The following is a 12,113-nucleotide window of genomic DNA, read 5'->3' on the forward strand; positions in this document are numbered from 1 at the left end:
GTTTGCGGTTTGTTTGCAATTATTGTGGTTTCATTTGCAGTTATTGTGGTTTTGAGACCCCTCTTATTTGCAAATAATGTGGTTTCAAAAATGGCTTGTTTGCAGTTTTAACGATTTATGTTTGCAGTTCGCTACAGCTAGGGGTTACAGGTTCTATAGTCTGACAACGATTTGACGATTTGACGATTTGACGATTTGACGATTTGACGATCAGGTGTTGGGAGCGGCGGCGTTGTCGATGCTGTCACCAGTTGGCGGAGATGTCGTCAAATAGTAGTTTCACGACATTGGCAATTAGGGGACTGGGAGAAAGTCAGCAGCCAAAATTAGCGATCGCCCTGTGATAGACTGGACACGTCCACTGGACAGTTACTTATATGACGGTAGAAATTGACCCGTTCCCGGTCGCTGCTCTCCAAGACAGGTACAATCTTGGGAAACAAGCGGTTTACAACCGGATAGACGCGCTCGACATCAAGACATTCAAGCAGGGGAACAAATCTTACATTACTGCTAGCGATGTGGAATTGCTCGATCAGCTGCACGACCATATCAGCGCAGGGGGGAAAATGGATGACTTCAAATCCCCTAAAACTGAATTAGTGAACAGTCCACTGGACAGACTAGACACGTCCAGTAGGCAAGTGGACAGACTGGACACGACCACTGGACAACCAGACTTGGCACTGGGAGAGGTGGTTCAATTGGTGGAAGCGATCGCCCGTCATCTCCGTCCTGCCGAGCCACTACAGCACCTGAAACAGCTTGAACTTGCGGCTACATCAGGCTGGCTTCTCTCTTCATCTGAAGTGGAGGGGCTTGTTGGGTGTAAGCCGAGGGTGAAGAAGGGCGAACAGCAGTTTACTCGTGGGTCGTTCAGTTTTGTAATATCTGGCAAGATTGGGAACCAGTCAGCCTGGAAGGTAGTAAGAGTCAATTAAGCAGTAATTAAGAAACTAAGGCACAGAAAATCATACCGAGACGGATGAGCCAGCAAGGGGTGTTACGAGCATTGCAACGACGCGGGGAAAAAGCTGATGTGGAGGCGTTTACACCCCATGATTTTAGAAGAACTTTTATCGGTAATCTATTGGATGCAGGTGCAGATATCGTCACCATAGCGAAACTCGCAAGTCATGCGTCGCCAAGTACTACAAGTAAGTATGATCGCCGGGGGGAAGCAGCAAAGAAACGGGCGATTGATTTGCTGAATGTGCCTTACAAGAAACGTTAGATACTACGGCTGTGTTACAAGTTTGTATTAAGTAATATTTTGCCAACAGTATCCGTATCTCGGCAAGCCCCCCATAACTAAAATTACTAAATGCACGTGTCTATAAGTTTGACATAGTTTGGCGCATCTTCATACAGAATTGGTATAACCCTCTTTTGTCACTCTGGGGAAATAAAAATTGGGGCTAAATGATGAAACCTAGATTTAGTAGGAAGATTAGCGATCGCAAGCTAATAGAAACCTTCAAACAAAGCTCTACAGTTAAAATCGTATCTGGGCAAGGGTTACAGATTATTCTCTGCCGAAAGTGACAAAAGAGGGATAAGGGTACTGGACTTTGATGGGAAAGCATCGGGTGATCTGGATACAGTCCGGTAAGAGTTTTATCCTGTACAGGACTTACGCAACTGTCACAAGCAATGGCGCGGCTACACCGCGCTGCGCGCCAAACAACTAGGCGATAAACATGGGAACATTCGGACGTTTTAGTTGCTGAACTAAATAACTTGATAACAATCCATGCTTAATTTGATAGATTGTTTGACCAGTTTTATAAGCTAAATCTTTGAGCCTAATCCAGACTAAGATAGCGCAGGCAATACGATTTCTTTGAATACGACCCTTGCGGGATTGACAAAATTCAATGCCAGTTAATTGTTTTAATTCTCGGTGAAACTCCTCAACCTTGCATCGAACCTTACACACTTTTTGTACAACGTCCGTAGAATCTTGAGATAAATCGTTTGTCACGATAAGATCAGTTCTTTCGTTGGAAACAGTTCGCTGATTTCATTAAATCCATCCTCGATTACGCGAACGGGGAGTAACTATCTACTAAATTGTAAACTAGTCCATCTCAAAAAGAGTAGGTTTTTCTAATTCCTGAATCGAACGAGGAGAAACAGCTATTGAATAAGTTAAATCTCCTGCGTTAAAGTATATCTTTTCTTCCTTCAGCAAATCTTCATCCATAAAAAGTTGCAAGCCAAATAGCTTTCCCAATGGAGGAAGCTCTCCAAAATTACAGCCTGTCACTTCTTTCAATTGTCCCTCAGTAGCTAGGCGAACTTCTTTCGCTCTAGTTAAAGCTCTGATTTTCTCTAGATCAGCTTGCTTCTGTGCAGGTAATGCAACAACTATAAATCCTTTCTGCCCTGTTTTTTTATATCTCACAAAAAGAGCCTTTGCTTGTTGTTCATATCTCGTACCTAAGGTATTGTGATACTCTTCAGCGCTACCAGCCGGTTCATGATTTATCTCTTCGTAAATAATTTTGTTTTTATCGAAATAATCTTTGATCTTTTCCTTGGCTTCTCCCATTGTTTACTCCAGATTTAATTTCCTAACTTTGTTCAATGTAAATAAAATTGTTACCATCTAAAACCTAGTTTGCTTAATTTCAGGACAATTAGTGGTGAAAACTTCTATTAACCTAGGATAGCACTAAGATAAAGTGAAATTCTTGATCGATAAGGGCTAGGGGAAAATCGATGATTTTGACGTAGGGAATTTGACAAAACCTCTAAATTCCAATTTCTATAGATAGCCTGCGGCTTGCCTTAGGCATTGGCAGTTCCTTACCTCTCCTTTACTAAAGTGTTAAGACATTTAAAAGTCTGTCACTTGCACTTATCTTAGTGCCATTCTTATCAAGGTGTTATCTTTGATGCTGATGAAGCTTCATGTACTAGGTTGAGACAAGCTTTTATATGTTCGCCTAGAACTTGAACATGAGGTTCTCGGATAATAGAATAATGGTCACCAGAAATGCTGTAAGAGATTATGCTATTTGCTAGAGATATCCAGCCCTGGCTTAAGTCCTTGGTTACTTCAAAAGCTTGCTCAGTAGCACAGAAAAAGTGAATTAAACCTGGATAGTGTTGAGGTTTATAAGAATAAAAAGCTTGGTGGTTAGACCTGAAAATTTGCAACAACCAGTTAATCTGTTGCAACCCGACTCCTGTTGGCAAGATGTCAATCTTGCTCACTTGCTCCAGAATGTAGTGTAACTGTTCGTCTGAATTGAGTTGTTGCAGTTGACTTATCGATAATTCCAAATCTTTACCGAAAAGACGGCCAAGATCTTTAGCAAGGGAAACTACTAAAACTGCTTCATCAATTTCTTCGGACTTATTTATAGCTATAGGTGAATAAGTATCTATCAAGGCCAGTAAAGCTACTTTATGTCCACAAGAATGCAATTGCTGAGCCATTTCAAAAGCTATAACTCCACCTAAAGACCAGCCTCCAAGATAGTAAGGGCCTTGAGACTGTATAGCCTGTAATGCTTTAATGTAATGAGATGCCATATCTTCAATACGGGTCAAAGGTTTTTGTTCCCCATCTAACCCTACTGACTGTAAAGCATAAAATGGCTGTTCTGATCCTAGATAACGGGCTAAATCTAGATAACAAAAGACGTTACCACCAACTGGATGAATGCAGAAGAGAGGCACTTGATTTCCGTTAGGTTGAATCGCTACTAAGGGAGAAGTAGGCTGGAAATTAGTTTGTTGCTGGAGAAGAGAAGCCAGCTGTTCAATAGTTGCATTTTGTACAAGGGTTGTTATAGGTAGGTTTTTACCCAACTGCTGTTGAATCTCACCCACTAGGCGTACAGCCAATAGGGAATGACCACCTACGTCAAAGAAGTCATCTTTTACCCCAACGGGATAGATATCTAAAATATTTGACCAGATTCTAGCCAACTCCATTTCTATCGTATTACGTGGTGGCATAAAATCTTGTGGAATAAAACTAGATGTTTCTGGTGCTGGTAACGCTCCGCGATCTACCTTACCATTAGACGTCAACGGTAATTTCTCTAATATCACAAAGGTTGATGGCACCATGTATTCTGGCAGATTTTCCTTGACGAAGCGTCGTAGTTCGCCTGTAATAGCAGTTTCTTTGTGTTTTAAAACTGCATATGCTATTAATCGTTTGTCATCAAGGTGGTCTTCCCGAACTATGACAACAGCTTCAAGTACATTAGGGTGTCTAGCAAGTACGGCTTCGATTTCTCCTAGTTCGATACGAAAACCACGAATTTTAACTTGACTGTCAATACGTCCTAAATACTCAATATCCCCATTGGGTAAATAACGTGCTAAGTCCCCAGACCGATAAAGGCGTGCGTCTGACTTACTGCTATAGGGATTGGGAATAAATTTCTCTTCGGTTAGCTCAGAACGATTGAGATAGCCTTTCGCTAAACCTGCACCACCAATGTAAATCTCACCAGGCACTCCAATAGGTAGTGGCTGCTGATTTGGGCTGAGCAAATAGATTTGTAAATCTGGAATCGGACGACCAATGAGGCTTCCTGACCTCACTTCCAAATCTGCCTTTGTTAGTGGTCGGTAGGTTACATGTACAGTTGTCTCTGTGATGCCATACATGTTAACTAACTGTGGAGATTGTTCAGAGTGGCGCTCAAACCAGGGTTTCAAGCTTTGGATGTCCAAAGCTTCTCCACCAAAAATTACTAGACGTAAGGCTAAATCATTGGCAACTCCTAATAACTCCTCGGCTCGTATGAGTTGGCGAAAAGCTGAAGGCGTTTGATTTAATACTGTGACATGTTGCTTGTACAATAAGTTATAGAAATCTTCGGGTGAACGGCTAACCCAATAAGGTACTACCACTAGTCGCCCACCATAGAGCAATGCCCCCCAAAATTCCCAAACGGAAAAATCAAAAGCGTAAGAGTGGAATAGAGTCCAGACATCCTGTTCGTTAAAGTTAAACCAGGATTGAGTTGCTCCAAACAGACGGACAACATTTGCATGGCTGACCATGACGCCCTTGGGTTGACCTGTTGAGCCTGAAGTATAGATTACATAAGCTAAGTTTTCGGCTTTTACATTGCAGATCAGGTTTTCTCCACACTCCTGGCTAATTATTTCCCAACTTGTATCTAAGTAGATCACTTTTACCCCATGTTTTGGAAGACTCTTTATCAGATGTTCCTGGGTTAGTAACACTGGCGGTTGAGAATCTTTTAACACAAAGGCAAGTCGCTCCTGCGGATAATCTGGGTCTAATGGCACATAAGCCCCGCCAGCCTTAAGTATTGCCAAAATTCCAATTACCATGTGAAGTGAGCGCTCTACACAAATGCCTACCAGTACGTCTGGACCGACTCCTAGCGATTGCAAGTAGTGTGCTAGTTGATTAGCTTTCTGATTTAGTTCTCGATAACTAAGATGTTCATCTTCAAACACCACAGCTATATTGTTAGGTAAACGATTTACCTGCATCTCAAACAACTCATGAATGCACTCATTTTGAGAATACTCAGATTTGATTTCCCACTCTGTTAGCTGTTGATGCTGCTCAATTTCTGTCAACAATGGTAGCTCATTAAGCTGCTGTTCAGGATTGATAACAACCGCTTTCAATAAAGTCTGCAAATGATCGCCCATACGGCTTATGGTACTCGCCTCGAACAAATGGGCATTATACTCTAGACTTCCAAACAGTCCTTCTTCTGTATCTTCCATAAATACAACCAAATCAAACTTTGTATTGCTGCTGTTGCCTTGCAGGGAATTCAAAGTCAAATCAGTCAGATTTAACGCTGACATAGTTGTATTTTGAAGGACAAACATTGTCTGAAAAAGTAGCGTGTGGCTTAAGGATTCCTGCGGTTGTAGTTCCTCTACTAACTGCTTGAGTGGCAAATCCTGGTGATTATTTGCTCCTACAAGTACCTCATAGACTTGAGCTAACAGTTCCTGAAAACTTAACTTACCTGAAAGATTGGTACGCAGAGCTACTGTATTTACAAAGTACCCAATCTGTCCCTCTTTTTCCACCCGTTTGCTGCTTGCAATTGGGGAACCCACAATAATATCTTCTTGTCCTGAATAACGGTAAAGTAATGTTACGAATGCTGCTAATAAGATTGTAAACAGCGTAGTCCCTGATCTTTGCGAGAGTGTCTTGAGGGAATCAGCTAGCTTTTTAGGTATTTCTAAAAATTGCTTTCCATCTCGAAAAGTTTGCAGTCCAAATCTTTGTCGGTCTACAGGGAGTTGTAGCACAGGCAGGGGACCAGTTAATTGTTGCTTCCAGTAGTTAAACTGAGTCGACAATAACTCTCCTTGCAGTGTTTCGTTTTGCCATAAAGCTAAGTCAACATCTGTAATAGGTAATTCAGATAACTGCTGATTGCTGGAAAGGTTATTTTGAAAAGATTCTTGTTTCTCTGGAGAAAAATCAGTAACTGGTTTAGCAAATGCATCCATCGAAAAAACTCCGTGCTATTTTTTGATAAAGACGGTCTAAGCTTCTTGAAAGCCATTTAAATGGAAACTTGTAGAAAAGCTAATCGTGAAAAATCTATACAAGTTGAATCGTGCTTTCAAGCGTTTGAAGGTGCAGAACTAGCGAAGACACGGTTGGCAAATTCAAAAATTACGTAAATTTAGCTCATGAAGCAGATTTTCAGTAATGGTGTTTCAGACTTCTAGCTCTTTGTAATACATCCAACGACAGCCTTTAGCTAATTCTGTCCCTACTACCAAAATCAAGCTTTATTAGAGTAGATGAGACACCTTGGATTGTCAAAAGTTCTTCAAGCTAAAGAGCTTTTCTTCTGTTATGTACTTCAATAGTTGAAGGTTTTTCCTCTAGTCGTTTGTTTTACAATCCGGTTGTGATTAAATTCGTTCTCACCGGAGACTAATACTGCACCATATTTGTCCAGGCTGATTGTCCCACCATACTCTTCCACAACATCAGTGTCCGGATAAATCCTCACACAAGTTGGTACATAGCGAGCAACGTAACCCAATCGCATCTCTTTTGTCTTTCCGCTATGAGGGTGCGAAGCATGCATCAAAGTTGACCAGAACAAAATGAACTGTCCTGGACGCATTACCATTGATATGCTCTCTGATTCATCAGGTTTCCAATTTGGATCAATTTGTAATTCACGATAGTCATATCCAAAGAAGCCTCGGCGAGCGTCTACCTTCTCCTTTTTATTAATCTGATTCGGATTGTAGTGCATTCGCTTACTTTCGTCGTAGTACATTGTGCGATGCGTGCCGGGGATAAATTGAAGACAGCCGTTGTCTATAGTCGCATCAGTGAACGCTGTCCATGCAGTTATCGTACCTCCAAACTCCTCGTCTTCAGGCCATACGATTTGAGGTGTCCCAGAAGCATTAGCAAAAGTATCAGCTTGATGCCAGTCAGTACCTTCATCGCCTGGATATTTCGGAAAAAATTCAGTACGCCAACACAACATATTAGGTCCCAAAACACTAGAGACTCGATCAACAATCTCTCGACGGCAAATGTGATCAGCCAAAAAAGAAACATCAAGATGGCGATCATAATTAGAAATATTAGTGACACCCGAAACTGCATCATCTTGATATACAGCTTTGCTACGATCAAACATTTGAGAGCGCGTGTTTTGCCACAGTGCTTTCATCTCTTCAGGCTCATATAAAGTAAACGGACCAGCATACCCACGCTGATGGAAACTCTCTAACTCTTTTGGCGTAAGAGAAAAGTTTTTAACTTTGCGTTCATTTTGAATATTCTGCATTGACTTAATCTCCGATAGATTGATACTTTCAAAGTTTTTTCCAAGCATATGTTATAACGGGCAATTCTCGTTCTTTCACTTTTAATAATTGGTGAATTGATTATTTAATGCAATTCTAAAATGCTAATTTTCTTGCTTAAAGACAGCTATATAACCAAACCACCTTTTAAGAAAGAACTTAAAGAATTAAACTGCTAAGATTGCGAGCTTGGATTAACTAACATCTTTATGTACTTAAGTTTTACATTTAGTAAGCACATAATAAAATGTTTACAAACAAAATACTAACCTAAAAATCTTAAAAAAGAATACTTAATTTTAAACTACAAATAACCCTTAAGCTCAAGTTAAATAATCTTTAAATTCAAGTTAAATAATCCTTAAATTAAAGTTATAAATAATACTTAAATTATTTTATTTATAAGTTAAAAAGTCTCTATTAAAAAAAGCTGTTGCTCAGAGTTGGGCAAAGTCTGGGTGAAGCAATCTGCCACCAGGAAACACGCCTGTGCCTGTTGAGCCGCTTGCTAATAGCCCTGTTTGAGTTGAGGTTGACGGGTCTTTTGAGTTTGTTGGTGCCAGTACACCCAGGGCAGCAGAGCCGTCAGCACCCAAAACTGTGTGTCGTCCGGGTCTTAGGTTTGGGGAGAGAGGGTCTGGAGCTAGGGTGTTGACTTTGGGTGTTTTGAGGTGATATTTGTTCATATAGAATATATGTCTCAAAATATCCGATGTAGATTGGTGGTTAATGAAAGAATTAAAAAGTTCGTCCAGCCGATTGATTCGTCTGTTTAAACAAAGTCGAGAGAATTGAAAAGAAACAGCGCTTGAAAGATAACAAAAGCTGAGAGCGCTAGAAATAAAAATTAGAGAATTATCGCTTTCACGGGAGAATTGCAAAAAGCGTGCTATGAAAGCAGAAAAAGAATTACATATCCTTCGTACCAACTCAGATGATGCACAAAAAAAGGGGAAGAATTTTCAGAACAAATAGAAACGGTGACAGCGACTGGGCATCATTACAGAATTCCAACAATACAAAAAGCAGTACAACAAACAATTGATTCTGGAAGTAGTATACCAGGAGTTGAAAAAAACCTGAAGTTGGAAGTATCGGAGGAGAAACTTTCTACTCTGAGTTTTAGTAGTGTGAGAAATTGGTTAGGAAAAATTGGGTTGTATTGAAATTGCCAGTTCAGTTGCGAGCAAACTTGTTTAATCCACAAATTTACCACAAAACTTTTTTTACAAGAGGTCTAATATTTTATGAAAAAATCAACAAAAAGTAACGAGTCCAGTATCTTAAAGACATCGTATGTAGCTGACCTATTGTTATTGTCTGTGGCAGTGATTTGGGGTGCTAGTTACAGTCTTGCTAAAGGGGCACTTGCGTTCACACCTGTAATGTTTTTTCTGGTGCTGAGATTTGGTTTAACCTTTCTCGTGTTAATTCCTTTTACCTATAAAGAGCTTTATATAGCCCCCCGTTCATCTTTATTCAGTGGCGCGTTGTTAGGCTTGATTTTGTTTTCCATTTTTATCTCCGAGACCTATGGCATTGCTTATACTTCAGCTTCTAATGCGGCCTTTTTAATTTCGCTGTGCGTGGTACTTACACCAATTGTGGATGCCCTACTTAAAAAGTCTATTCCTGACCCCATGCTTTTAGTTGCAACTGGAATCTGTGTTCTAGGTACTTGGTTTATGACTAATAGACAGACGCTGACGTTTAATGTGGGTGATGGTCTTATCCTGTTAGCAGCCCTTTTGCGGGCACTTATGGTATGCAGTATTAAACGAGTGACAAATAATTATACTTTAAGCTCAATCGCATTGACCCAAATACAAATGGGGGTTGTTTTTATTGGATCTCTAATGGCAGTATTTTTTTTAGGGGACAACTTAAGTTTGCCGACATCTAATGGGTTTTGGGTACGACTGCTATTCCTAGTATTGTTTTGCACACTTTTTGCCTTTTTTGCTCAGAATTATGGTGTTAAACATACTAACCCTGCAAGGTCCAGCTTTTTAATGGGCACAGAGCCACTTTTTGGAGCTGTGTTTGCAATCCATTTATTGTCAGAGCCTTTTTCTTTTCAGTTACTAGTTGGTGGTGGTCTGATTACTGCCGGTACTTACTTGGGAATTAAAATGACTCAATAAGGTTATACGCCCATTAATTCTTAACTGGAGTTTAGACTAAATGAGGTAAATAAAGGAAAAAAAAGGAGGTCTGATTGAATACAGTCCCCTGATTGGCAGAAACTAAGAGAAGAATCACCTAGTCTAGGAGTTACACAAAAAATATTATCTAAGTAAGTGGGCGGAAAAATTTACAACTATGTAACGGAAAGTTAAGCAGAAGAATTAGAGTTAAATTTTACACGCTGCGAAGCGGTTAAGAGTTGCGCCATCAGCTAAAGGGAGATTCCTGTAGTCTGTCTTCTTTCTTGTTGCCGTTCTTCTTCTATTATTTGTTGCAATACGCGCTCTGCTTCTTGCCAAAGCTGGATATCTTCTCTTTCTACTGTCCCGATATTAATCGGTGAATACTCAAGCTCACCTGACTGGTTTCGGTTGACTGCCACTCCAGGGCAAACGCATCTTATTTACTAATAAAAACTCAGGAAGGTTTAAAAATGACATAGAGAATTGTAAAAATTGCTGGTATGATAAGTAAAGTAAATCAAGTATTTTCCTAAAATGTGAGTTAGCTTATCTTTAACTGAATGACAGGGTTAGCGCGTCTCAAACCCTATTGACAGTAGGATTCTAGGACAATATTGAGTTTGGAAGAGCTGCCGCCAAAACAGAAACCATATACTGATCATTCATCGCGGCTCGCCAAGACTTTTGGCGAATACTGCGGCAAAAAGATAATTCTCGCTCTAAGGCATTGAGGGCAATGCGACGTAGCAAAGCAAAATTCAGTGGGCTGTGCAGAGAACGAATTCGACATTCATCTTCATTAAAAGTGACATCTAATGTCCAATGAACAGAATTTTCTATTCCCCAATGCTGTCGAATTGCACTACCAATTTTGTTAGCATCATTGGCAAGACTAGTAATATAAAATTGCACCTCCTTGGTAGTTTTATTCCAATGCTGAACCGAACGTACTACCATCACGACTGTTGTCAGTCCTGTCCACAAATCTTGTTCATGAAGTGCAGGAAGTTGTGACGCTGGCACGGTATAAACCTGACGATTTTCGATACGGTTATGCCCTTTTTCTACCCGTTGACTAGCATTAACATCAACATCTTTAAACCCAAGAGATTGTGCTATTTCAAACCAATTTTTTACTTGTAGGTGCAGCGTAGGGTGATTATCTTTCAGGCTCAAAATATAATCAGCATTTGCTGTGATGATTTTCTGGGCAATCGATTTTTGTGTCCCCATTGCATCAATAGTAATGATACAGCCAGATATGTCTAGCATTTCTAATAGTGCTGGAATCGCGGTGATTTCATTGGATTTGTCAGTGACCTTTGTTTGTCCTAATACCAAACGATGTTCACTCGACCATGCACTGACTGTGTGTAAGGCTTTTAGCTGAGTTGCTCGGTCATATGAGCCTCTATGAGTTTTGCCATCTATGGCTACTACTTCTACTCCCAACTTCTCAACTAATGATTGTACCCACTGCCGAAAACATTTCTCAAATTCTTTTGGGTTAATTCTTTCAAACACCCTCCTAAAAGTATCGGGGCTGGGTATTCCGAATGGTAGTTCCAAAAACGTTTTCAACCACTCCTGTTTATTGAGTCCATACTCCTCAATATCTTCCCAACCTTCTGCTCCTGCTATTGCTGCCAAAATAGCTATGGTGATGATATCTGTGAGTAAATGATATCTTGTCCTTTCTACTCTGGGGTCTTTTATTTCTGTGAAGTATTCCTGAAATTTAGTGGTAATGTCTTTGCTATCTATGCTGGGTGCAAAAGATGCTTTAGTTTTTCTTTTCTTATTCTCAAATCCTGTTGGCATTACTCTAAAAAATGGCACCTAGATGGATTAAATCTTACCCTAGCTTGGATAGTGCTACTTTGTTTCTAACTTGATTGCTGATCAGGCAAGTCCGCTTGTCAATAGGCTTTGAGACGCGCTAACCCTGAACTGAATGACTAATCATTAATACTAAAATAATTCAATTATGGGATACACAAAATTATATGGTTCTTCAGCACTTGTTATGCTAAATTGTTAGCCACAAAGCTTAATAAATAAAAATAATTGTATCAACTATTTAGAAAAAACTTTGACCTAGTTGACTTATAAAGCATATTTGTTGTTAGCTGTAATTACAAGAAA

The 12,113-nt window shown here is 40.0% G+C and carries 11 protein-coding genes and 1 pseudogene; 5 read left to right on the forward strand and 7 right to left on the reverse strand.

Annotated elements, in window-relative coordinates:
* The first annotated feature begins 203 nt into the window (after positions 1-203).
* The 3 genes from VE944_RS00975 to VE944_RS00985 all read left to right on the forward strand — a co-directional run bounded on the left by VE944_RS00975 (position 204) and on the right by VE944_RS00985 (position 1,234).
* The gene (locus VE944_RS00975) at positions 204-344 is read left to right on the forward strand and encodes a hypothetical protein (RefSeq protein ID WP_324971025.1); all 141 of its coding nucleotides are present in this window, start codon (positions 204-206) and stop codon (positions 342-344) included.
* A gap of 225 nt (positions 345-569) precedes the next feature.
* The gene (locus VE944_RS00980; RefSeq protein WP_324971027.1) at positions 570-941 is read left to right on the forward strand and encodes a hypothetical protein; all 372 of its coding nucleotides are present in this window, start codon (positions 570-572) and stop codon (positions 939-941) included.
* 44 nt (positions 942-985) lie between these two features.
* Positions 986-1,234, forward strand: coding sequence for a site-specific integrase (locus tag VE944_RS00985; RefSeq protein WP_324971029.1), 249 nt, complete (start codon positions 986-988; stop codon positions 1,232-1,234).
* 453 nt (positions 1,235-1,687) lie between these two features.
* Here the strand turns inward: VE944_RS00985 and VE944_RS00990 are convergent.
* The 5 genes and pseudogenes from VE944_RS00990 to VE944_RS01010 form a co-directional block, all read right to left on the reverse strand.
* Positions 1,688-2,014 (reverse strand): annotated as a pseudogene (locus tag VE944_RS00990) (IS701 family transposase); the annotation flags it as partial.
* Between the two features lie 66 nt (positions 2,015-2,080).
* Positions 2,081-2,554, reverse strand: coding sequence for an aminoacyl-tRNA deacylase (locus VE944_RS00995; protein WP_324971033.1), 474 nt, complete (start codon positions 2,552-2,554; stop codon positions 2,081-2,083).
* A 329-nt stretch (positions 2,555-2,883) separates the two neighbouring features.
* Entirely contained in the window at positions 2,884-6,486 is a 3,603-nt protein-coding gene (locus VE944_RS01000) for an amino acid adenylation domain-containing protein (protein ID WP_324971035.1), read from the reverse strand.
* A gap of 362 nt (positions 6,487-6,848) precedes the next feature.
* Positions 6,849-7,799 carry a chlorinating enzyme gene (locus VE944_RS01005; RefSeq protein ID WP_324971037.1) on the reverse strand — a complete coding sequence of 317 codons (951 nt, stop codon included), beginning with the start codon at positions 7,797-7,799 and terminating at the stop codon, positions 6,849-6,851.
* Positions 7,800-8,255: 456 nt separating this feature from the next.
* Entirely contained in the window at positions 8,256-8,504 is a 249-nt protein-coding gene (locus VE944_RS01010; RefSeq protein WP_324971039.1) for a hypothetical protein, read from the reverse strand.
* A gap of 294 nt (positions 8,505-8,798) precedes the next feature.
* Between VE944_RS01010 and VE944_RS01015 the strand changes: the two genes are divergently transcribed.
* Together VE944_RS01015 and VE944_RS01020 are read left to right on the forward strand one after the other, a co-directional pair.
* Positions 8,799-8,984 (forward strand): hypothetical protein, encoded by a 186-nt coding sequence (locus VE944_RS01015; protein ID WP_324971041.1) that lies wholly within the window; start codon positions 8,799-8,801, stop codon positions 8,982-8,984.
* An 81-nt stretch (positions 8,985-9,065) separates the two neighbouring features.
* Positions 9,066-9,962 carry a DMT family transporter gene (locus VE944_RS01020; RefSeq protein WP_324971043.1) on the forward strand — a complete coding sequence of 299 codons (897 nt, stop codon included), beginning with the start codon at positions 9,066-9,068 and terminating at the stop codon, positions 9,960-9,962.
* Between the two features lie 254 nt (positions 9,963-10,216).
* Here the strand turns inward: VE944_RS01020 and VE944_RS01025 are convergent, their stop codons facing one another.
* Together VE944_RS01025 and VE944_RS01030 are read right to left on the reverse strand one after the other, a co-directional pair.
* On the reverse strand, positions 10,217-10,387 hold the full coding sequence (locus VE944_RS01025) for a hypothetical protein (RefSeq protein ID WP_324971045.1): 171 nt from the start codon (positions 10,385-10,387) through the stop codon (positions 10,217-10,219).
* A gap of 184 nt (positions 10,388-10,571) precedes the next feature.
* On the reverse strand, positions 10,572-11,789 hold the full coding sequence (locus VE944_RS01030) for an ISAs1 family transposase (RefSeq protein WP_324971047.1): 1,218 nt from the start codon (positions 11,787-11,789) through the stop codon (positions 10,572-10,574).
* Positions 11,790-12,113 lie beyond the last annotated feature (324 nt).

It is taken from the genome of Nostoc sp. (genome assembly GCF_035638895.1).
Taxonomy (GTDB): Bacteria; Cyanobacteriota; Cyanobacteriia; order Cyanobacteriales; family Nostocaceae; genus Nostoc.

Bases quoted from the DNA above. Each gene is read 5' to 3' on its own strand.
- VE944_RS00995 (WP_324971033.1), bottom strand. From the start codon at position 2,554: ATGGGAGAAGCCAAGGAAAAGATCAAAGATTATTTCGATAAAAACAAA.
- VE944_RS01010 (WP_324971039.1), bottom strand. From the start codon at position 8,504: ATGAACAAATATCACCTCAAAACACCCAAAGTCAACACCCTAGCTCCA.
- VE944_RS01000 (WP_324971035.1), bottom strand. From the start codon at position 6,486: ATGGATGCATTTGCTAAACCAGTTACTGATTTTTCTCCAGAGAAACAA.
- VE944_RS01030 (WP_324971047.1), bottom strand. From the start codon at position 11,789: ATGCCAACAGGATTTGAGAATAAGAAAAGAAAAACTAAAGCATCTTTT.
- VE944_RS00980 (WP_324971027.1), top strand. From the start codon at position 570: ATGGATGACTTCAAATCCCCTAAAACTGAATTAGTGAACAGTCCACTG.
- VE944_RS00985 (WP_324971029.1), top strand. From the start codon at position 986: ATGAGCCAGCAAGGGGTGTTACGAGCATTGCAACGACGCGGGGAAAAA.
- VE944_RS01005 (WP_324971037.1), bottom strand. From the start codon at position 7,799: ATGCAGAATATTCAAAATGAACGCAAAGTTAAAAACTTTTCTCTTACG.
- VE944_RS01020 (WP_324971043.1), top strand. From the start codon at position 9,066: ATGAAAAAATCAACAAAAAGTAACGAGTCCAGTATCTTAAAGACATCG.